The sequence below is a fragment of the Anabaenopsis arnoldii genome, from assembly GCF_028331025.1.
Classification (GTDB): Bacteria; Cyanobacteriota; Cyanobacteriia; order Cyanobacteriales; family Nostocaceae; genus Anabaenopsis; species Anabaenopsis arnoldii.
Genome location: NZ_JAQMUH010000134.1, coordinates 1 through 20,989 on the forward strand (window position 1 = coordinate 1; position 20,989 = coordinate 20,989).

The 20,989-nt window shown below is 43.5% G+C and carries 20 protein-coding genes; 1 reads left to right on the forward strand and 19 read right to left on the reverse strand.

Annotated elements, in window-relative coordinates; genetic code table 11:
• Positions 1–410 precede the first annotated feature (410 nt).
• The 13 genes from PN457_RS11900 to phnH form a co-directional block, all read right to left on the reverse strand.
• Positions 411–1,379, reverse strand: coding sequence for a nucleoside recognition domain-containing protein (locus tag PN457_RS11900; RefSeq protein WP_271733542.1), 969 nt, complete (start codon positions 1,377–1,379; stop codon positions 411–413).
• 137 nt (positions 1,380–1,516) lie between these two features.
• Positions 1,517–2,134, reverse strand: a complete 618-nt coding sequence (locus PN457_RS11905; RefSeq protein ID WP_271733544.1) for a hypothetical protein — start codon at positions 2,132–2,134, stop codon at positions 1,517–1,519.
• A 3-nt stretch (positions 2,135–2,137) separates the two neighbouring features.
• On the reverse strand, positions 2,138–3,274 hold the full coding sequence (gene phnM / locus PN457_RS11910) for a phosphonate metabolism protein PhnM (protein WP_271733546.1): 1,137 nt from the start codon (positions 3,272–3,274) through the stop codon (positions 2,138–2,140).
• Positions 3,275–3,291: 17 nt separating this feature from the next.
• On the reverse strand, positions 3,292–3,996 hold the full coding sequence (phnL, locus tag PN457_RS11915) for a phosphonate C-P lyase system protein PhnL (RefSeq protein ID WP_271733547.1): 705 nt from the start codon (positions 3,994–3,996) through the stop codon (positions 3,292–3,294).
• Positions 3,997–4,004: 8 nt separating this feature from the next.
• On the reverse strand, positions 4,005–4,778 hold the full coding sequence (phnK, locus tag PN457_RS11920) for a phosphonate C-P lyase system protein PhnK (RefSeq protein ID WP_271733548.1): 774 nt from the start codon (positions 4,776–4,778) through the stop codon (positions 4,005–4,007).
• A gap of 1 nt (position 4,779) precedes the next feature.
• Positions 4,780–5,634 (reverse strand): alpha-D-ribose 1-methylphosphonate 5-phosphate C-P-lyase PhnJ, encoded by an 855-nt coding sequence (locus PN457_RS11925; RefSeq protein WP_271733550.1) that lies wholly within the window; start codon positions 5,632–5,634, stop codon positions 4,780–4,782.
• A gap of 29 nt (positions 5,635–5,663) precedes the next feature.
• Positions 5,664–6,074: a fosfomycin resistance glutathione transferase gene (locus PN457_RS11930; RefSeq protein ID WP_271733576.1), complete on the reverse strand. Its 411-nt coding sequence runs from the start codon at positions 6,072–6,074 to the stop codon at positions 5,664–5,666.
• Positions 6,075–6,085: 11 nt separating this feature from the next.
• Positions 6,086–7,192 carry a carbon-phosphorus lyase complex subunit gene (locus tag PN457_RS11935; protein WP_271733551.1) on the reverse strand — a complete coding sequence of 369 codons (1,107 nt, stop codon included), beginning with the start codon at positions 7,190–7,192 and terminating at the stop codon, positions 6,086–6,088.
• Between the two features lie 43 nt (positions 7,193–7,235).
• A complete protein-coding gene (gene phnG / locus PN457_RS11940) occupies positions 7,236–7,709 on the reverse strand; it encodes a phosphonate C-P lyase system protein PhnG (protein WP_417006605.1) in 474 nt (157 codons plus the stop codon).
• The gene (locus tag PN457_RS11945; protein WP_271733553.1) at positions 7,697–8,239 is read right to left on the reverse strand and encodes a phosphonate degradation HD-domain oxygenase; all 543 of its coding nucleotides are present in this window, start codon (positions 8,237–8,239) and stop codon (positions 7,697–7,699) included. Before PN457_RS11945 ends, phnG begins: the two co-directional genes overlap by 13 nt.
• Positions 8,240–8,241: 2 nt before the next feature.
• Positions 8,242–9,402 (reverse strand): alpha-D-ribose 1-methylphosphonate 5-triphosphate diphosphatase, encoded by a 1,161-nt coding sequence (locus PN457_RS11950; protein ID WP_271733555.1) that lies wholly within the window; start codon positions 9,400–9,402, stop codon positions 8,242–8,244.
• 13 nt (positions 9,403–9,415) lie between these two features.
• The gene (locus PN457_RS11955; protein WP_271733556.1) at positions 9,416–9,880 is read right to left on the reverse strand and encodes a GNAT family N-acetyltransferase; all 465 of its coding nucleotides are present in this window, start codon (positions 9,878–9,880) and stop codon (positions 9,416–9,418) included.
• On the reverse strand, positions 9,877–10,515 hold the full coding sequence (phnH, locus tag PN457_RS11960) for a phosphonate C-P lyase system protein PhnH (protein WP_271733557.1): 639 nt from the start codon (positions 10,513–10,515) through the stop codon (positions 9,877–9,879). The genes PN457_RS11955 and phnH overlap by 4 nt, the downstream gene beginning before the upstream one ends.
• Before the next feature lie 102 nt (positions 10,516–10,617).
• Between phnH and phnF the strand changes: the two genes are divergently transcribed.
• On the forward strand, positions 10,618–11,358 hold the full coding sequence (phnF, locus tag PN457_RS11965; RefSeq protein WP_271733558.1) for a phosphonate metabolism transcriptional regulator PhnF: 741 nt from the start codon (positions 10,618–10,620) through the stop codon (positions 11,356–11,358).
• Here phnF and phnE read toward each other — a convergent pair.
• From phnE to PN457_RS11995, 6 genes are all read right to left on the reverse strand, one after another.
• Positions 11,355–12,176 (reverse strand): phosphonate ABC transporter, permease protein PhnE, encoded by an 822-nt coding sequence (gene phnE, locus PN457_RS11970; RefSeq protein ID WP_271733560.1) that lies wholly within the window; start codon positions 12,174–12,176, stop codon positions 11,355–11,357. The genes phnF and phnE overlap by 4 nt on opposite strands.
• 33 nt (positions 12,177–12,209) lie before the next feature.
• Positions 12,210–13,211, reverse strand: coding sequence for a phosphonate ABC transporter substrate-binding protein (gene phnD, locus PN457_RS11975; protein ID WP_271733562.1), 1,002 nt, complete (start codon positions 13,209–13,211; stop codon positions 12,210–12,212).
• A gap of 147 nt (positions 13,212–13,358) precedes the next feature.
• Positions 13,359–14,366: a phosphonate ABC transporter substrate-binding protein gene (gene phnD / locus PN457_RS11980; protein ID WP_271733563.1), complete on the reverse strand. Its 1,008-nt coding sequence runs from the start codon at positions 14,364–14,366 to the stop codon at positions 13,359–13,361.
• 52 nt (positions 14,367–14,418) lie between these two features.
• Positions 14,419–15,216, reverse strand: a complete 798-nt coding sequence (gene phnC / locus PN457_RS11985; RefSeq protein WP_271733579.1) for a phosphonate ABC transporter ATP-binding protein — start codon at positions 15,214–15,216, stop codon at positions 14,419–14,421.
• Positions 15,217–15,470: 254 nt separating this feature from the next.
• Positions 15,471–18,347, reverse strand: a complete 2,877-nt coding sequence (locus PN457_RS11990; protein ID WP_271733564.1) for a hypothetical protein — start codon at positions 18,345–18,347, stop codon at positions 15,471–15,473.
• A gap of 117 nt (positions 18,348–18,464) precedes the next feature.
• Positions 18,465–20,984: a metallophosphoesterase gene (locus PN457_RS11995; RefSeq protein WP_271733566.1), complete on the reverse strand. Its 2,520-nt coding sequence runs from the start codon at positions 20,982–20,984 to the stop codon at positions 18,465–18,467.
• Between the last annotated feature and the right edge of the window lie 5 nt (positions 20,985–20,989).

Consider the following 20,989-nt stretch of genomic DNA (forward strand, 5'->3'; position numbering starts at 1 on the left):
ACTTTTAGTTTCGACCTACTAAAAGAGCTAACAAGGGGTTACTTCGTTCCATGTGTCCATTCTGTGTACCTTTAGAGTGATGCTATACGCCGGGTTTATCGGAAGTGCATAACGGTCTCATTCGGATAGCCGTTTCCTTGTCCTTTACCTTTTGGTTCCAGCCTATCAGCCTGATTTGGCTGGTCAATTATAACGACGCTTCAAACACATCTTCGTTGACTACTCATAGATACTTTGCTCGACGTGTACCAGGTTAGGCTCCCAGTAAGAACGCCTTTTCTCCCTGCTTTACGGATTGATGGCTAGTCGCTACCGTAAGGGAGATGCTGTCACCCTTGCACCTAGGGGGTGGGATTCTCACCCACATGAACACACAGTTATAAGAATCTGGTTTTACCCAGTCTTACCTCTCATCCCTGAGCATTAATACTCCCGATCGAGAGAACGAATCGCACCCGAATAGCAATTTCAAACCCTTCTTTTGCCCCTTCAGTGAGAACCTCGTAAACCTTGACACCACGGAAATAACCAAATAAAAGAAACAGGCAAATTAAAATAGGTATGAGCCAGTTAGAAAGGTTACTGAGAAAACCCATAGTAAATATATAAGGTAATCCCCGTACAGACAGGCGATAAAATACAACCGCCAAAAACGCTACAATTAGCCCACCGAAAACAATATTACCTATCAACCCCGGAGGAATTAATTCGGTTTTGGCAGTTTCATCTAATGTAGTTTCCCCCTGGTCCTCTGTAACTTCTAATGGAGATTCTACAGAAGTCAGCAGAGAGCGCCTGGCTAAAATTTTACTAGCAATAATAGCCACTGCTGTAGAAATAATAGTAGCAATAATGGACGGCAGCAGAATGGCGGCGGGATTGGTAGCCCCTGCACTAGCACGGACAGTAATTACACCCAGGGGTAACAGTGTCACCGAGGAAGTATTAATGGCTAAAAACAAACACATCGCAGGTGTAGCCGTTCCGGGACTAGGATTGAGTTTATTTAGTTCGGCCATGGCTTTTAAACCCATGGGGGTGGCGGCGTTACCTAGTCCCAGGGCATTAGCAGCCATATTCATCACCATTGCAGACATAGCGGGGTGGTTGGCGGGAATTTCGGGAAACAGTCGGCTCATGACCGGACGAATCAGACGGGCTATAAATCGCATCATTCCTGCGCTTTCGGCAACTTTCATAATTCCTAACCACAGGGCCATGGCTCCAATTAGTCCAATGGCTAGGGTGACGGCACTTTCAGCTGCGGTGAAGGAGGCTTCCGTTAAAGCAGCCATTTTGCCCTTATAAGCTGCTACTACTGTGGCGGAAACAATCAGAAACAGCCAAATGACATTGAGTGGGGATGATGATTTTTTCATCTATATAGACTTTTATTACATGAAACGGTTATTCTGGATATCATAGGCGATGCAAGCAGATCCCTTACCTAATTTATAGAATGTTTTAAAAGTTACTCTGGATGGATCAAGAACTTCTATCAGTCTTGACTTTTGTACTAGTCAGCGATATTTACAGAATATAAAGTAGCAGCGTGACTGCCATAATCGCCCATTTCATAAATAGTTATGCGCTCAAATTTGATTATATGTTGGGCGGCAAATAATTCTACTAGATATCGACCATTGTCTGGGTTAGTATTTGTACTTCTACCTAAAGTCAAATGGGGATGAAAAGCACTGCCAATATATCGGTATCCATATTGGAGATAATTGATTTTTTCTAATTCGCTATAGGCAGAAATATCCTTGTTTAAATCTGCATCTGTCACATAAATATGATGTTTAATACCTGCAAAGACAAAATTGTGTAAATCAACAAATATGTCATGTTGATTCAGAATCAAAAAGTACCATGCAGGTGATTTAAATTCTAGTTGAGTGACTTGAAAATCCTGCCCATATTTTTGCCGTAACCAGTAATCGCGCAGACTATAAATTAAATCAACCCAATTCAAAGAATTATGAAATCTTCCTTGTAAAAGTGTAAGATGCGGCAGATTTTGCTGACTTCCTAAAATAGGTTCAAGTGGGCAAATAGGGATGATTTTCTGCTGTAATTCTATGATTAAGGCGATAGTTTTAGGGCAGGGTACAAGAGCAATGCCAAATTTCATAGATTAACTAATACGACGACCCGCGCAAATAGTTGACATTAAACGTGGCACAATCCCATCATCATGTACAGTGATTAAATCAGCCCGTTTACCTATTTCTAAGCTGCCCCGATTGTCAAATAAATCAATAGCTTGGGCTGGATTACTGGTAAATAATCCCATAGCTTCATAAATAGGTTTACCAGTTTTGCGGGCGATGATAAACAAAGATTGCAACAAACTCTGAGGAACGTAATCAGAAGAAATCACATCTACTAAATCGGACAAAACCAATTCCATAGCCGAAACATTACCAGAGTGGGAACCACCCAAAACCAAATTAGGCGCGCCCATTAAAACTTGTAAACCTGCATTATGTGCTGCTTGTGCGGCTTCTACCGTGGTGGGAAACTCTGCTAAAACTACTCTAGCTTCTACTGCTTCCTGGACATGATCTACAGTAGCATCATCATGGCTGGCTAGGGAAATACCTTTGGTGTGGGCTAGTTTGACTAAAGCTTGACGGTTTTTGTGTGCATGAATTTTTTGTTGTTCCTGGCGCATGATGATGAAGTCTTCAATTTCTGTGGCTGTTACGCCATGTTTACCCATGTAATATTCTTTAAACTTATCTATCCTGACAAATTGTCGTTGACCAGGGGTATGATCCATGAGGGAAATCATGGACAATAAGGAATTATCGATGTATTGTTCGGTAATTTGATAAACCTTTTCATAAGCTATTTCACAGCGCAGGTGTATGCGATGTTCCACAGAGAACCGCCCTGCTGCTTGTCCCTGAGAAATAACATCAATCATCGGACCAAAGTTAGTTAAGCGGGGAGAAGCAGCATTGACATCGCCGATGGCGATCGCATCACATACAGTTGTGACTCCTGCACTTGCTAAATCCCGGTCGTGGTAAACCGCTGCAGCTTCCAAAGGCCAACGAATTCCGGGACGGGGGGACATACAGCGTTCTAGGTTGTCGGTATGTAGTTCAATCAATCCCGGTAGCAGATAATCTCCCTGGCCATTCTGGCCACAAGTCATTACTCCTGGTTGAATATCGGCAATTTTGCCATCTCTGACTAAGAGAGTACCCAGAATTTCTTGGTCTGGAAGTTGTAGGCGATAGTTGGTGTATATTTGCTCATTCATTCAAGGTTAACTCCCGGTTACACAGTTGAGACAGCACAAACTCTGTTGCAAGTAGATTGCAGTTCTTGATCGTGAAAAATGCCAATTAAAGCGCAGCCCATAGCTTTGCGTTCTTCCAGAAGTTCCATGACTATTTGGCGATTGCTTGCATCTAAGGCTGAGGTCGGTTCATCCAGTAGTAAAATTGGAAAATTCACGGCTAAGGCGCGGGCTATATTGACTCGTTGCTTTTCTCCCCCGGAAAATGTGGTAGGGGAAAGATGCCACAAGCGCTCTGGTAGATGTAGCCGATGAAACAATTCTTGAACTTTAGCTAAAGCAACTTTTCGTTCTTCTCCTAGGTCCAACAACAGTTCTGCAGCTACTTCCACCGCCGGGACTCTGGGTATAACTCGTAAGAACTGGCTGACATATCCAATAGTCTGTCGCCGCACCGCTAAAAGTTCATGGGGCTGTAGTTGACACAAATCAACCCAATGTTTTTCATGGTTGACCCAAACTGAACCACTATCAGCACGATAGTTACCATATATACAACGAATTAATGTAGATTTACCGGAGCCTGATGGACCGGAGAGGGCGACACATTCGCGCCTGTTGACTGTGAGTGATACTTTTTGTAGGACTGGTAAACTGACTCCTCCTTGTTGATGGAGGGTAAAGCTTTTGCGTAAATTTTCAACTTTGAGTAGGGGGTCGGTGGGTTGATGGATTTCTGACATGAGAGTGCTTATGGTGTGAGGGCGGCGCTAACTAACTGTTGTGTGTAGGGATGTTGGGGGTCGTCTAATACTTGGTCAGTTAAACCTGATTCCACTACTTTTCCTTGTTGCATGACTAATAAGCGATGTGCTAAGAGTCTGACTACGCCAATATCGTGTGTGACTAAAATTACACTTAAATTAAAGTTTCTCACCAGCGATCGCAATAAGTCTAATAACCGGGCTTGTACTGACACATCCAGCCCCCCTGTGGGTTCATCCATTAATATCAGTTGGGGTCGGGTCACTAACACCCGCGCCAGTTGTAATCTTTGTTGCATACCACCGGAGAAGGTATTTGGCAAATCATCCAGGCGGGATGGGTCAATCTCCACTTGTTGTAACCAGTGAGCCGCTTCTTCCCGGATCTGTCCATAGTGACGGATGCCAATATCTAGTAATCGTTCACCAATATTCGCCCCGGCGCTTACTTGCATCCGTAAGCCATCACGGGGATTTTGCTGGACAAAGCCCCACTCAGTCCGCATTAACCAACGGCGCTGATGTTCGGGCATTTGAGTAATTTCTAAATGTTTACCTTGAATGTTTCTGTAAATAACGCTACCTGTGTCGATGGCAGTCTGATGAGCGATCGCCCCCAGTAAAGTAGACTTACCTGAACCTGATTCGCCCACAATACCCAGAACCTGTCCCCGGTACAGGTCAAAAGAAATGCGATCGCACCCCGGAATCAACCCGTAGAATTTACTGACTTGTTGTACTTGTAATATAGGAAGTGCCATACTAATTTATTCCTTTCCCTTGTCGCTGATGACAATAATCTGTATCGGAGCAGATCCACATTCTGCCACCATGGTCATCAATTACTACTTCATCTAGAAAACTTTCAGTAGAACCACATAACTCACAAACTTTATCCCATCGCTCTACAGTAAAAGGATAATCCTCAAAGTCGAGGCTTTTAACTTTGGTGTAGGGTGGTATGGCATAAATGCGTTTTTCCCGACCCGCACCAAATAACTGCAACGCCGGATTCATGTGCATTTTGGGATTATCAAACCGTGGTATGGGGCTAGAACTCATGAGATAACGGTCATGTACCATTACCGGGTAGTCGTAGGATGTGGCAATATGCCCATGTTTAGTGATATCCTCATACAGCTTGACGTACATCTGCCCGTACTCTTCTAAAGCGTGCATCTTCCGGGTTTCCACAGCCGAGGGTTGGAGCCAGCGCAAAGGCTCCGGAATGGGGACCTGATAAACCATAATCTGTCCCTCCCGTAGTGGTGTTTCTGGTATACGGTGGCGTGTTTGAATTAGGGTAGCTTTAGCTGTGCTATCCGTAGTTTCTACACCACAAACCCTTTGGAAGAAACGGCGAATGTTGACGGCGTTGGTGGTGTCGTCTGCGCCCTGGTCAATCACCTTGAGGACATCGCTTTGACCAATGACTGCTGCTGTAACTTGAATACCACCGGTTCCCCAGCCGTAGGACATGGGCATTTCTCTGGAGGAGAAGGGAATTTGATGTCCTGGTATGGCGACCGCTTTGAGAAGGGCGCGACGAATTGAGCGTTTAGTTTGTTCGTCGAGGTAGGCAAAGTTGAAGCCTGTTTGAGTGGTTGATGTGGGCATTTTTTTAACGCAGAGGTTCGCAAAGGTTTTTAAACAAAAAATTCCATGTTTTCATAAGGGGATTCCTTCGTGGCGGCGATTCTAGTTGACAGGTTCCCTATATGTAGTTCTAATTTGTGGTGGTCTGGGTCGAGAATATATATGGAATCTCCCTCACTGGTGTTTTGTTTCCATTGTTTGACACCTAGCTCAAGTAATTGACGGCTATATTCTTGAAAGTCATGTTCAGGAATACTAAAAGCAATATGTGTATATTCCCTCGCCGGACTAGTGCGGGTGTGGGAATCCCAAGATAGACACAGCCATAGATTACCTGCTATCAAGTAAGCTCCTTGTTGCCATTTAGCGATCGCTTGACAACCTAAAACCTGAGTGTAGAAATTAAAAGATTCTTCCACATCAGCAACGGATAAAGTTATATGGTTAATTCCTGTAATCATCGTGGTTTTTCTCACTCCCCCTCTGGGTGAAGCTCATCACAGTTTAATTTTGGCTGTTGATTTTGTCGCATCTTGCGTACTAAATTTAACTCCGCTTGAAAGTCAATATAATGAGGTAGCTTTAGGTGTTGGACAAATCCCTGGGCTTCTACGTTATCTGAGTGGGACAGGACAAATTCGATATTTTGCGCCGGGTTTTCTACAGGTTCCCCTAACTCCGCCGCTCCCAGAGCGCGGTCTACTAAGGCCATTGACATGGCTTTGCGTTCGTTGTAGCCAAAGGTGAGTCCGTAGCCACGAGTGAATTGGGCTGGTAGTTCTTTGTTACCTTTAAATTGGTTGACCATTTGTACTTCAGTAATTGTCATATCGGCGATCGCTATTTCAAATCCCAATTCTTCGGGACAAATGACTACCTCAACTTCTCCCATGCGAATCTCTCCCGCAAATGGATGATTTTTACCGTAGCCTCGTTGGGTGGAGTATGCTAAAGAGAGTAAGAAGCCTTCGTCAGCACGTGCTAAGTTTTGTAGTCTAGCGTCTCTACTAGCGGGAAAAGTTAAAGGTTGACGAGTAAGGTCAAAGGGTGGTGGTGATTCTACTTCCCTAGGTTCTGGCTGTATTAATCCTTCTCGGTCTAATGTATCAATCACTGGGGGGAAGGGTTCCTTTGTCGCTTCCGCTGTAGGTGCGGGAGTAACTTCACCCTCGGCGATGAGTTTAAAATCTAGGAGGCGGTGGATGTAGTCAAAGGTGGGTCCTAGGTTTTGTCCTCCCGGAATATCTTTAAATATAGAAGAAATTCGCCTTTGAATTTGCATCTCACCGGTGTTGAGGGGCTGACTGTAATAGAACCGTGGTAGTGTTGTCCGATAGGCGCGCAGTAAAAAGATTGCTTCGACTAAATCCCCCCAAGATTGTTTAATCGCTAAAGCTGCTAATTCCCGATCATACAAATTACCTTCGCACATGACCCGCTCTACTGCTAGGGTTAATTGTTGTTCAATCTGCTCTAGGGTGAGTTCGGGAATTACCGGATTCCCCCGGCGCTTATTTTGCAGTAATTTCTCGGCATTTTCAATTGCTTGTTGACCACCTTTGACGGCAACGTATGGCATATTTTTACTCTTTTCTTACTCTTTTTTATACTTTTGACTCATGTTACCCTTCACCCCTGACCATAGTAAAAAAGTTAACTTTTGTGGCAGCGGTTTGGCGTTGTTGAAGTTCTTGTTTTTTAGCTAATGCTGTTTGCAGTGGTTGAATCACTTGTGCTTGAATTTGCTCATACCATTGGGGAGTTTGTAGTAAAGCATCGCACAAGGCTGCTAATTCTGCGTGACGGTGCGATCGCCCGCCTACATAACCAAATCCAGTGATGGCTGTGTCGGTTTCTAAGTTTTCTAGCTGCACTACACAGCGAGTTATGGTCATGTCTCCCAGATTAAATGGTTTTCCTGTACCTCCAGCGCGTCCTTGAACCATAACTAAACCAATTTCTGGGGAACGTAAAAAACTATAACTAGGTAATTTCTCTAAGTTGATTAATTTTTCTAATTCTGTTAACTCAGCTTTGGCGAGTGTGGCCATCCAAGTTTGTCTTTCCTTGACGGTAGCTATGTTCAAGTTTTGCATTGAATCAAATTAATAAAGTAATTTAAATCGGGTGTGGACAGATGGGAAATTTTGGCTTTGTCATCATAAATCCTTAACTGCACAGCATCTTGGGCGTAAGGACGCTGAATAAATTTCTCTGCTTCTTGAGGAGAAAATCTCCCTCCTTGCAGTTCTAAGCTGCGTTGGGATGGGATGGAAAGACTATACCAATATTCATGATCAACTGCGCAAAGATACCGTTTAGCTAAGACGTGTAGCCTAATTGGCTCTGTGACCGCCAGGCTAAATATTTGCCGTAGAAAAGGAATGGCGCGATATTCATGTTGGTCGTCTATACCTATGGCTGTCGGATCATCTCCTAAGTCATGAATTAAATGTCCTAAATCATGGAGTAAACAAGCGGTAATTAATTCATGATTTTTACCTGATGCTTCGGCCAGGGTGGCGCATTGTAATGCGTGTTCTAGCTGGGTCACGCCTTCTCCGCCATACAATTGTGAACCTTTTTGGCTGAATAGATCGATAATGCTGCCGATGGTTGGTTGCATAGTTATTTCGTTTGATATCGAGCGACTTCTTTTCCGAGGATATAAACAGATGAAATGCTAGAGGGTAAAGGATTGTCAGGAGATATCAGCAGGAAATCTGCATCTAAACCCGTGGCAATTTTACCTTTGCGATCGCTAATTTTTGCCGCTCTAGCGGGTCGATCTGAAACTAATTTCCATGCTTGTTCAAAGGACATTAACCCCAACTCTTTTAATTTAAAGGGGGCATAAAACAAGGAAGGATAGTGATAATCTGAGCACAGACAATCGAGAACATCATGTTCAACTGCTTGAGCTACACTCATTAAACCCAGGTGGGAGCCTCCACGCACTAAGTTAGGCGCACCCATGAGGACTGCTGCACCATATGCTTGAGATTTCGCAGCTAAGTCTACATCAGCGGGAAATTCTGCGATCGCTACTCGGCGTTGTTGACTGAGTGCTACTTTTTCTGGGCTATCATCATCATGGGAAGCTAAAGGAATATTGTTAGTGTGTGCCAATTCCACTAGTTTTTCTAGTTGTGCGTCTCCTTGTTCTCGCCGTTCTCTGACTTGGCTAATTAATCCGGCGATTTCTTCTATGGACATGGATGATCTTTGTTTGACACTGTTGAGATATCGCTGTAATCTCTTTTCGTTTCCTGGCGGTGGTAGGTGATCGTTGATGGATAAAATATCCACTTGACCTGATTCTAGCCAGTCACACAATTCTTGATGTTCTGCGGTATTGGCTTGTTCATGTCTGATATGAATGCGATGATTGCAATTTAAAACTTGTTTTCCTGTTTTTTGAATAAAGTTAATTAAATTACGAGCAGATTCTCGGCTACGTAAACCTGGTTCGTAGGAGTCGGTGATGGAGCAGTAAAAAGTTGTGATACCTGATGCTAAGAGATTACGGTCATTATCTACCATCGCTATGGGTAGAGGAAAGTTAACCCCAGGACGGGGACAAATCATTCTCTCAAAAGCATCGCCGTGTAAGTCTATAATTCCAGGTAGCATCTGGAGTCCTTGAGCGTTGACCAGATGAAATTGAGGCGGAGTTATTGATTGATTAATGCTGGTAAATTGTCCATCTTCAATTAAAACTGTGGCATCTTGTAACCATCCTTGGGGAGTGAGGGCATTTACTCCTTGAATAGCGATTTTTGTTGTCACTGATTTACCTTACTCAAAAATTTCTTGTGTTATGGGGTTGGACTACGCATTTAAAGCTCCAGCCATGCTGCTCAAATCCCAGTGATTCATAAAATTGATGGGCGCGATGGCGTTTTAAATTGGATGAGAGGGTGACTTTATAACACCCAGCTTCGGCACTCAGTTGTATTGCTCTTTTCACCATCTGGCTACCAATTCCCTGCCCCCGCATGGGGGAAATTACTGTCACTGCATCCAGAACAGCAAATTTGTGATAGCCCCGGTGCATCATTGTTGGTAGATATGTTAAGCTAAAGGTTCCTACTGGTTGCTGATTTAAACGGGCAAGATAGATATAGTAGTTAGGAGTTTGGGTAATTTGTGTGAAAATTTCCTCGGCGCGAGCGATCGCTAAGGGTGACTCACCATTCATGTCAGCATACAGCTGATTTAATACCGGCCAGTCTTCACGTTCAGCTATGCAAATTTCAAGAGTCATGATATAATTGTAGCTCTGGCTGTGCGTGGTAGTCCCATTACTGAATTTTCTGTGAATAAAAATACATCCATTCCTTGGGGATAGGCTTGGTGGTTTTCTGTCCAGAAATCCCAAAAATGTTGGGGAACTAAGGGAGCGATTGCTTGTTCGTCTAAAATTCCCGGACCTGTCAACATCACAGGTTGTCCCATGTCAAAGTTTTCTATCTGTATTAACAAGGTTGTGGAAGTTTCCGGTTTTTCTTCTGTCCCCATGTTAAAAATAGATAGTTCTGGCAAAGCTGCCAAATCTTCAATTAAGGCAAAGTCTGCTTTGTCTGGGTATTCTGTTAAGCGACAGCCAGTGTGGAACAATAACCAATTTTTCACGGAAGTTGTAAAACTTGGCTGTAGCCATAGTGCAACGTCCAAATCTAGCAAGGTCAAACAAGCCGCCCCACAAGCTGGGGTCAACCCCGATGGCGTGGCGTTAGTCGGTGAGGGAAGTCGCACCGTAGCCCTAGGTACACTCATCACAGCCGTAATTTTCTCAGGTCTCCCAGGTCGCGCATTAGCACCGAGCAACGCCCTAAATGTCTGTTGTGCGTCATGAATGGAGTCTGAAAAGCCCGGTAAATCAGTTACTATATTTGACATTCATTTGTGATTTTTAGTTTAAAACTATTGTTAACTTGTCTAGACATCTAGACAATAATAGATTAACCCAATTTTGACAACTTGACAATCTGAAATTGATACATGAAAGAAATAATGCCGATTTATATGCAAATTGCCGACGTGCTGCGAGAAAATATTCATCAAGGAGTTTATGAAATTGGGGAGCAACTACCCACAGAAACCAAGTTAGCAGAACAGTTTGGGGTGAACCGTCATACCCTCAGACAAGCGATCGCCCTACTCAAAAACGAAGGATGGTTAAGAGTTGACCGGGGAAAGGGAACTTTTGTCGCCACCAAAACCATCCGCTATGCTATTGGTAAGCGTGTACGCTACAATCAAACCCTAAAAGCTCAAGGTTGGCAAGCTAGGTTTAAATTATTACGTGTTTTAGAAATACCCGCTGACCATGCCATTGCCAAAGGATTAGAAATTACCTATGGTGAGCCAGTAGCCTTAATTGAACGCTTAGGTTTAGCAAACCACGAACCCATCAGCGTCGGTACTGGATATTTCCCCTTAAAGCGGTTCCCGGACTTGTTAAATCCAGAAAACATCGAGATATTACAAGCACAGCAATCAATATCTCAGTTTTTACAGCAAGTATATGGATGTGACCATATCCGCCGCAGCACCTGTGTTTCGGCTCGTTTAGTCCAGCCTGAAGATGCAAAATGGTTACAGTTACCCCGAAATCAACCGATTTTGCTGGCGGAGTCGGTGAATGTCGATGATACTGGTAACATAATTGAGTATGGTGTAACTCGGCTGCGGGGCGATCGCATGGAGTTATTCTTTGAGAATGACCTAGACATCAGCTAAACCAGCAACCTTCTCACCCTAGCAGACAACAAATCAATAACACTAGTAGCAATGACCAAAATAATTAAAATTGCGCAAACCTTCTGGTATTGAAAACTACCAAAACTTTGATATAGTGAAACACCAATACCACCTGCGCCCACAATTCCCAAAACCGAAGCCGAACGGATATTAGACTCAAATCTATAGAGAGTAAAAGAAGTCCATAAAGGCATAACTTGGGGAATCACTCCAAATACAACCTCCTGAATGTAACTCGCCCCAGTAGCTCTAATTCCTTCCACCGGACCTGGTTCAATTGATTCTACAGCTTCCGAGAACAACTTACCTAAAGCCCCTGTTGTATTAACAAATAAAGCCAACACCCCAGCAAACGGACCCAAACCCACAGCCACAACAAATATTAACGCAAAGACTATTTCATTAATAGCACGCATAGCATCCAATAATCGCCGCGTAGGTTGTACAATCCATCCCGGACACATATTATTAGATGCCAAGATAGACAGGGGAACAGACGTTAAAGCAGCCATTAAAGTCCCCCAAACCCCCATAGATATAGTAATCACCGTCTCTGAGAAATAATAGTTCCAGTCTTCAAAGTCCGGCGGAAAATACCCCCCAACATATTCCACAATGTTGTCACCCCGTTGTAAAAGTACAGGGAAGTTTAACTCGCTTTGATAATAACCAAAAATCAATGCACCACCCATGATTACCAGAAACAAAACTCTTTTAGTAGTCAAAAATTTTGCTTCTTGTTCTAACATCTTGAGTACAGTGGGAGAGGCATTAGTAACTATCTGATTGCGTGACATAATTTTTTATTAACCAAAGGTAATTTTATTGATTTATTGTTGTTTTGGCAATTGCTTTTGTAGTTCTGCTATTTTTTGCTGTTTTTCTGACTGACTGATATTTTCTTTAGCTTGAATTTCTTGGATTTTTTTGGCAATCTCTAATTCTCTGATTGTGTGCCATTCTTTATCTTCAGCTTTAACAAAACCAGCAATTTCAAATGGTGCTAAAACTTCAGCATCTTTGTAGTTATAGAAGAAATTTTGTAATTTCTGTTTTATATCTGCTGGTAAATCGCTACGATAAACAATTGGGTCACCGGGAATTAAAGGTGATTGCCAAATAATTTCAATCTTTTGTCTAGCTGTGGGATTGGTTCTTTCTAAACGACTTAAGGCTTCATTGCTGACCGTAGCGACATCTACCTGGTTGTTAGCTACCGCCAGGGCGCAAGCTTCATGACTACCAGCAAAAATCAAACGTTTAAAAGCTTTTTTAGGGTCTACGTTATTTTGCGTAAAGATATAATAACTGGGGACTAAAAACCCAGATGTCGAATTAGGATCATTAAAAGCAAAGGTCAACTTAGCCGCATTTTCAATCACATATTTATCGCCACCAACTGCTTTTGCTGCTTCTGTGATGGGATTATTTTTATTAGCGATTAAATGAGAATAATACCCCTTAGTACCATCTGCGCTTACAACTTGAGCAAAAGCTTCTGCATCCGCAACTTTTGCCGCCTCAACATAAGTTTTACCACCCATCCAAGCTGCCTGAACTTTACCAAAGCGCATGGCTTCTATAACCGCTGCATACTGTGTAACGTAGAAGGGTTTAATGGGAATCCCAACTTCTTCAGACATAGCAGCAGCAAAGGGTTCCCATATAGGTTTTTGATTAGATTGGGATTCTGTAGATAGAACACCAAAGTTAATTTCTGTGATGGTTGCACTACTATTCTCAGGAGTAGAACTACAGGCTGAAAGTACCTTGAAAGTTGCCAAAGTGATAATAAATAAAGCAGCCCGTTGAATGAATAATTTTCTGTTCATCAGTTATTGTTTGTTGTATCAATGAATTGAGGATTATACACAATGATTGTGATAGCGTACCGGTTGGTTACATACACTAAGTAGTATCTGTTGACAGGTAACAGTCAACAGACCATTAAGACAAATAATTATGGCTATTAACTACCTTTAATTACTTTGCAGTGCTCGTAGTTGGTTGTTCAAATCATTCAACTTTTTCTTATCGGCACTACTCAAATTAGGTTTAGATTCTAAGTCTAAAACTTGTTTAGCAATATCCAATTCCCGGATAGGATTCCATGTTTTATCATTGGCTGGAACTAAAGCCGACCACTGTAAAGGTTCTAGGATTTTCTTGTCTTTAAAATTGTAGAAGAAATTCCGTAATTTATTCTTAACATCCTGTGGTAAGTCTTTCCGATAAGCAATTGGGTCACTGGGTATGATGGGTGAAGTCCAAATAATTTCAATTTTTTGGCGTGCTGAGGGATTGGTTTTTCCTAATCTCTCTAAAGATTCATTATTATTGGTAGCTATATCTATCTGGTTATTGGCTATTGCTAAGGCTGTAGCTTCGTGACCACCAGAGAAAATTAACCGTTTAAAAATTTTCTTGGGGTCTACTTTATTTTTAGCAAATACATAGTAACTCGGTACTAAAAATCCTGAAGTAGAGTTAGGATCATTGAAAGCAAAAGTCAGTTTAGCAGCATTTTGCAGAACATACTTATCGCCGCCTTGTCTTTTAGCTGCTGCTGTGATGGGGTTATTTTTGTTGGCAATTAAATGAGAGTAGTAACCTTTACTACCATCAGTAGCTATAGTTTGAGCAAAGGCTTCTGCGTTGGCAATTCTAGCAGCTTCAATATAGGATTTACCACCATACCAAGCTATATGTACTTGACCAAAACGCATGGCTTCAATGACGCCTGCATACTGAGTAGCATAGAAGGCTTTAACGGGAATACCTATAGACTTGGATAAAGCGGCAATAAAAGGTTCCCAAAGAGGTTTTTGATTGGCTTGAGATTCTGTAGATATGACCCCAAAATTGAGTTCTTTAAGTTGTGCTTGGGCTGGTTCAATCCAGTTGTTGTTAAGAGTAGATATTATTTTAGTGCCTACTAAAGATGCACCAAATAAAGCGGAACTTTCAATAAATGATCTGCGTTTCATAGTTTATTTCTCGGTGAATTAAACATTTAGCATTTGTGGTTATTTATGAGGATTATATGAGTATTTCCCCATGTCCTCGCATTACCAGTTCTTCTACTGCTGCACCATAAATTTCATTCAGCTTCTGATCATCAAGTTCTACAGTTGCACCATCAAACATCACTTCTCCATCTTTGAGAGCGATAACTCTTTCAAAGTAACTCCGCACCATTTGAATTTGATGTAAAGAAGCGACTATACTAATTCCCCTGTGGCGATTTAACTGTACCAACAACTCCATGACTTTGCGCGCTGACTCAGGATCTAGGGAAGCGACGGGTTCGTCAGCCAGAATGATTTTCGCTCCCTGTACTAAACAACGAGCGATCGCTACTCGTTGCTGTTGTCCTCCAGAAAGCATAGATGCACGTTTATAAGCGTGTTCAATAATCCCTACTTGCTCTAGTGCTGCCAAAGCACTAATTTTTTCTTGTTTACTAAATAAATGTAATGTTGAGCGTAAGGGGGATAATCTTGCTAAGTTACCAACTAAAACATTTTCGATAACTGTGAGCCGGTTAACTAAATTAAACTGTTGGAACACACAGCCTATTTGACTACGTAAAACCCTAATTTTAGAGTGTAATTTACCCTGACTTTGTAAGGTATTGCCAAAAACATCAACTTGGCCTGCATCTCCAATTTGCAGACCATTAATGTGGCGTAAGAGTGTAGATTTACCTGATCCGGACGCACCAATTAGGGCGACCATTTCCCCTCCGTTAATTTGGCAGGATACGTGTTTGATTGCTGTCTTACCTTTAAAAGTTTTGGCAAGATTATTAATTGTGATAGTCACTGTAGTTGTTATTCTTTAACACCAACTCTGTCATGAGAATAACGCAAATTAGTTAAGGAATAGTTAAGCAAAGGATAATTTTAAATTTAACTTTTGTCGCCAAATTTCCCCGTCTTATTTTTTTACAAAAGGCTGCCGTTAAAGCGCTCATATTGCCCTTATAAGCTGCTACCACCGTGGCGGAAACAATCAGAAACAGACTAATGAGATTAAGTGGTATAGAGGCGGTCAAACCGCCTCATCTGAATCTTGAAATACCCCAGGTATTAGACTAATTGTGGGAGAAATGGGCTAGACAGACCTACAGATGCCCGCCGCACAGAGGTTACATCGCCCGAATCTAAATTTCCGTTGCCTGTAGCGTCTCCTATAATCAGAGGATCAGTCACAGGGAAAGCCCTAAATCCTGTATCAAGTCCCACATTGACGCGAGAAATTAAGGACGCATCTGCAGCAAGATAGCTTTCAGTTCTGGTGGTGTCTCCCAATAATGCTACCAGTTGTACGGCACTGTCTCCTATTAAGCCAGCACCGGGAAGTATTTGCAGTACACCTTTAGCACCGTAGCTCGCAGTATCTCGAACCTGAGCATTCAAGGTGATTAAGTCGGTACTAGCATTGAGGGCAGGTCCACTGAGGGTAAACTGAGCTTGTCCTCGTGTATTGAAGTCAGACTCTAAATCCCAACCCGGTGCGGCTACATTTGCTCCGGTAATAGCCAGGAGGTCTGGGTCATATTGCAAGGTGAAGCTGATGTTTTCTAAGCCGCCGGGATTGCTGATGCGGATGGGTAGAGGATTGAATTGACCCCCCCCACGTATGTTTACCTCTTGATCTGGTCCACGGCTAAAGTCAGGTAAGGTGAGGACTGGTGCTGTGGGGCTATCCACGGTAAATTGGCGCACAAAGTTACCAGATAAACCATCTTCATTACCATCGAGTAGGCGATCGCCGCTGCTGACGAAACCATCACTACGGCTCTCCAGGGTGAGAGTGTAATTACCGGGTGCTAGAATATCACCTGTTTTGACAAAGGTGAGGGTGTTAGCATTGCCTTGGTCCCAAATGAGTGAACCATTGATGATATTTCCGGCACTATCGGTGAGGATGAGGTCTGGTGAATCAGTAACCGGGGCTCCTGTGTTGTTTGGATCTATTCCTCTGTACAGGTTAAGGACACTCAGATTTAGGTCATCATTGAATGTTAAGATAAAGCCACTGGGGTTCTGCTCCAAATTCGTGACTTTGAAGGTTTCCCCAACAAGATTAATAGGTTCTAAAAGACTTTCTGTCTGAGAAAAGACATCACGACCTGCTACTAATGCAGAGGGTTGAATACCTTGGAGTAAAGCCAGGGGAACATCTGTGTCAGATAATACAGCAATAACAATAGTATCTGTATTTTCCCTAATTAGCTTGACGACTGTGAGGTCGGGTAGACCAGCAACTACTAAGCGATCGCCCCCGGGTTGAAAATCGGTAATAATAGCTAACTCAGATGGAATAGAGCCATTGGCGAGGTAAAAGGTATTTGCTCCCTCGTCCCCGGTGAGAATACCACCGTTACCGGCAAACAGGTGATCATCCCCTTCACCGCCAAACAGTTCATCGGTAGCCGGCCCTGCAATTAAACGGTCATCCCCTTCACCGCCAAACAGTTGATTATTTCCAGTACCGCTGGAGGCATCTAAAATATCGTCTCCTTCCTCGCCGTAGAGACGATTGAACCCACCACCGTCTGAGACTGTTAATCTGTCGTTACCAGCTCCCCCGTAGAGTTCATTGTCGCTGCCTTCCACAACAATTAGAAGATCATTACCTGCCTCGCCATATAATATATTCCGGCCTATACTGCCTGCGGCTGATAAGGTATCATCGCCATCACTCCCGTAGAGCGTATGGTTATTGCCAGCGATGAGGGTGTCATTACCTAGACCTGCATATAAGATGACCTGTTCTGGGGAAGGGGTAGAATCAAGGATGTCATTACCTTGTAGTCCAAATACCTGAGCATTGCCTGTATTGGGAGCAAAAAGTTCATCATCACCGTCGCTGCCAAATATCCGGGTAAAACCTGACTCATTGACTAGGGCTTGTGTAGTTGCTACACTGGTCAAATCCCCATCAATTAGGGTAGCGTTTAATACCTCTACCCCTTGAGCAAAGATAACAATATCAGCCACGGCAATATCTACAGACCAAGTGCCGTCTTCTCCAACAATGCTTGTATTGTTTCCTGTCAAAGTTAGTCCGCTGGCAAAGCCTAAGATCAAGGTTGCTCCGGGTTTACCTGTACCACTGATGCGAAAACTGGTAGCTGATATGGCAGAATTGAGAATTACTGTATCAGTAATTAAATCAATGGTAGGGGGGGGAAGAGGTACCACCACGGGGGCACCAGGGTCAAAGATTACTCCGGGGGTGGGGTCTAGGTCTCCTGGTTGATTGTCTTGTAAAAATAGGGCGGCTCCATCAATGCGACCATTACCATCTCGGTCTTGTAGCACTGCGCCTAAGCCTGTATTGGGATTGAAGTTGAACAAAAAGAAATTACCGTCACTATCCCGCTTTACAAAGCTGTTGTAGTCTGGTAATCCTAATACTCTTTCATCAAAGGTGAGTTCTAGCTGGTGAATGGTATTAGAGAAGATATCTTCAGAACCAGGAATGGGCACAAGGTTGAAGGACAACAGTGGCGTATATAATTCGGCGCCTGGAATGTCATCGTTTAACTTGTTTACTTGATCGGGATTATTGAGAATATCAATTGAATTAATATTTCCGATTTCGACAACACTGTTATCTGCCCTATTTACATTGATACTGGGGGTGAGGGTCGTAGTGGTATTTACTCTAAATGTCCGAAAAACTTCCGAGAAGCTACTATTAAATGTCTGGGTAGCAGTAACCTCTTGTATTCCCTGACTAAAAGCCGCTACGTCCTCCGCTATAACTGGGACTGACCATTGACTATTTTGATTTACCACTGTGGTGTTACCACCTGCTAATTCTCGACCACTATCAAAAGTCAGGCGTACTGTTGCTCCGGGCTGACCGCCGCCGGTGATATTAAAGCCAGTTTGAGCTTCTGCTGAACTGATAATGTTGTTATCAGTGATGGAGTTAATGAAAAGAGTGCTCATTTTAAAGATGTCCTGTTTTGAACTAACAACTGACTGATAGGGGCTAAGGGGAGACCCCGGACTTCTATAGGATTTGTGGTCACATGAAAAAATGTGGTCAGAAGTCCGGGTTCTGATTTAAGAAAAGACAAACTGACTGGAATCGTTGAGATTGAATTGGGCTATATTGACCCCTTCGATGAGGGCGATATCTGTACCACCAATTTGAATGAGGGTGTTACTATTTTGACTGGATAGACTGACTTGGTTGACGGTAATACCACCCATACCGATGCGGTCTATACCTAGTTGAAAATCTTTGACGACATTGGGTGCATCGGGTAGGGAACCGCCAACTACTAACCAGAAGTTATCAGCACCAGCGCCGCCCCAGAGTAAATTATTACCACCCAGTCCGGCGTAGAGACTGTCATTACCATCGCCACCGAACAGGCGATCGCCTACGGTAGAATACAATTGGTCATCACCGGAACCACCATAGAGGCGATTATGACCATCGGGACTAGAGCGCAGCACATCCGGACTGGAACCACCAAACAGCATTTGTCCCCGTCCTTCGGCTACCTGTAAGGTGTCGTTGTCAGCACCACCTAGGAGGATGTTAGCGTCACTGGCTTCCACAACCCTCAAGGTATCTTGACCGCGACCGCCATCTAAAACGCTGGTACTGGCTGGACCTTGAGTACCAATCATTAAGGTGTCATTCCCATCTCCACCGTTAGCTAAAGATACACTGGCTACCATGATGGTGTCATTACCGTTCCCGCCTAAAACTTCTATATAGGAAACTTGGCTGGCATCAACTACGTCATCACCATGACCGGAAAATACTGTTTTCAGGGGTTGATTACGGTTTAAAACAATGTCGTCAGATTCCGCAGTACCAAAAATTAAAGGATTGGGGTCTAAGGGGGCGGTGGCTATCCTACCTTGTGTATCTGCTAAGAACAAAATCTCATCACCATAAACCCGGCGTTCTGTGTTGATTAAGTTGTACTCAGCATCTAGGATAGGGAAAACATAGACTGGAGTCATGAGGACTTTAGCACTGGCTCCCCCAGCAGGATTAAGGCGCTCTAGGTTTACTTCCAGGTGACCGTAGTGCTTACCACCATCAATAAGTTGTGGTACTCCGTCAATCTGTTGCCATAATTCCCCTTCTCTTTGGTCAGCTGTCCACTGGCTAAACTCGTTATAATTAAGTAGAGGTTTATCTAAACCGGAGCCATCCCGTTTTTGTCCCCTCAAGCCATCACCAGCTACCCCAACATCGTAATAGCTTACGCCAATCCCATCGCCATCCTCATCAACAAAGCTGCGCTCGAACATCTCACTATGACCAGACAAGACGGCAGCTACCCCATATTGCTCAAACATACTATGGTACTGGCGCATGGGTGTTCCTGCTTGTCCAGTGGACAGGACATGATTCATCGGTTGACCATGTTCCCCACTGCTGTAAGGTACATGATGAAACTGCGCAAAAATAATCTGTCCGTGGCTGCGAGCATCATCAAGTTGTTCCATGACCCAGTTCCACTGAGTGCTACCAGGATTGAAATCAGCTAAATCAGTTCCCCCAGCAGCTTCATACTGCTCACGGGTGTAGTTTTCCTGAGTGTCCGTTCCCGTCCCTGTATATTCCCTACCGCTGATTTTGGGGGGTTGTCCTTGTCCACCATAGTTAGATCGGCGGTCATCCGGCTCCCCATTAGAACTATCTAAGGTGAGGATAGTTACTGGACCGTAGTCAATGCGATAATAATTACTCCGATGCTCAGGAGTGCCGTTGTCAGGGGAATCAAAGTAAACATCATACTTATCCCGCCCAAACTTGGGACCAAATCGACCATCGGCATCTGTACCATAGCCGCCATTGAGAGCGCCAAAGTTCTCCCAGTTACCTAAAGCTGGTAATATAGGGTACTGAGATAAACCGCTATCATATTCCCCGGCGTTGTGTCTAAAAAATTCATCCCACGCGGGTTGATAGCCGCCTCCCTGTACTAGGTCTCCGGGCATGACCAAAAAGTCAGGGTGACGACTGTTAACTACGGCTAAGTTTTGCTGGTAGCCTTCTGTTTCTGTGAGGGCATAACGTAAGGTTTGAGAAGCCCCAGAGCCAGATGTGCCAAAGGTGTCAGCCCACTGACTATTACTAAGTGCGGGGCGTTCTATAGAATTAGTTGCTAAAGCACCGGGTTGCCATTCCCGATTAGTAACCCTTCCCTGGGGTTCGGTTTCGCTGTCAGACATGGCTATAAAGCGAACGCTAGACCAATCTGTATTACTAGGGGCGGTTTTAAAGGTAGAGGTAAAAGTTTCACTCCCCTGGGTAACTGTGTAGTTATAGGTCTGACCTGGTAATAAACTTTGTATGTCTATACTGTGCTTATAGTTGTTGTCACTGATTAACCAAGAACCCGGCTCTAGTCCAGAGATATTTTGATTTTTCTCAGCTGTAGTATAAGCCAAGAGGGGTTGAAAGACGGGGGTACTAACCAAATCCAGGGGGTTATTTAAACCCAGTCCGGTTATGGTTAATCTCCCTGGTATATCTTGTTGGGTAAACCAGGTGATGTAAATCCCTTCAGATGATGGATTTTGCAAATAGGGGTTAATTCTAAATTCAGACATGGTGT

What these genes read in the sequence shown, in the direction of transcription:
- PN457_RS11900 (WP_271733542.1), bottom strand. Translation starts at nt 1,379, where the DNA reads ATGAAAAAATCATCATCCCCACTCAATGTCATTTGGCTGTTTCTGATT.
- PN457_RS11905 (WP_271733544.1), bottom strand. Translation starts at nt 2,134, where the DNA reads ATGAAATTTGGCATTGCTCTTGTACCCTGCCCTAAAACTATCGCCTTA.
- phnM (WP_271733546.1), bottom strand. Translation starts at nt 3,274, where the DNA reads ATGAATGAGCAAATATACACCAACTATCGCCTACAACTTCCAGACCAA.
- phnL (WP_271733547.1), bottom strand. Translation starts at nt 3,996, where the DNA reads ATGTCAGAAATCCATCAACCCACCGACCCCCTACTCAAAGTTGAAAAT.
- phnK (WP_271733548.1), bottom strand. Translation starts at nt 4,778, where the DNA reads ATGGCACTTCCTATATTACAAGTACAACAAGTCAGTAAATTCTACGGG.
- PN457_RS11925 (WP_271733550.1), bottom strand. Translation starts at nt 5,634, where the DNA reads ATGCCCACATCAACCACTCAAACAGGCTTCAACTTTGCCTACCTCGAC.
- PN457_RS11930 (WP_271733576.1), bottom strand. Translation starts at nt 6,074, where the DNA reads ATGATTACAGGAATTAACCATATAACTTTATCCGTTGCTGATGTGGAA.
- PN457_RS11935 (WP_271733551.1), bottom strand. Translation starts at nt 7,192, where the DNA reads ATGCCATACGTTGCCGTCAAAGGTGGTCAACAAGCAATTGAAAATGCC.
- phnG (WP_417006605.1), bottom strand. Translation starts at nt 7,709, where the DNA reads ATGCAAAACTTGAACATAGCTACCGTCAAGGAAAGACAAACTTGGATG.
- PN457_RS11945 (WP_271733553.1), bottom strand. Translation starts at nt 8,239, where the DNA reads ATGCAACCAACCATCGGCAGCATTATCGATCTATTCAGCCAAAAAGGT.
- PN457_RS11955 (WP_271733556.1), bottom strand. Translation starts at nt 9,880, where the DNA reads ATGACTCTTGAAATTTGCATAGCTGAACGTGAAGACTGGCCGGTATTA.
- phnH (WP_271733557.1), bottom strand. Translation starts at nt 10,515, where the DNA reads ATGTCAAATATAGTAACTGATTTACCGGGCTTTTCAGACTCCATTCAT.
- phnF (WP_271733558.1), top strand. Translation starts at nt 10,618, where the DNA reads ATGAAAGAAATAATGCCGATTTATATGCAAATTGCCGACGTGCTGCGA.
- phnE (WP_271733560.1), bottom strand. Translation starts at nt 12,176, where the DNA reads ATGTCACGCAATCAGATAGTTACTAATGCCTCTCCCACTGTACTCAAG.
- phnD (WP_271733562.1), bottom strand. Translation starts at nt 13,211, where the DNA reads ATGAACAGAAAATTATTCATTCAACGGGCTGCTTTATTTATTATCACT.
- phnD (WP_271733563.1), bottom strand. Translation starts at nt 14,366, where the DNA reads ATGAAACGCAGATCATTTATTGAAAGTTCCGCTTTATTTGGTGCATCT.
- PN457_RS11990 (WP_271733564.1), bottom strand. Translation starts at nt 18,347, where the DNA reads ATGAGCACTCTTTTCATTAACTCCATCACTGATAACAACATTATCAGT.
- PN457_RS11995 (WP_271733566.1), bottom strand. Translation starts at nt 20,984, where the DNA reads ATGTCTGAATTTAGAATTAACCCCTATTTGCAAAATCCATCATCTGAA.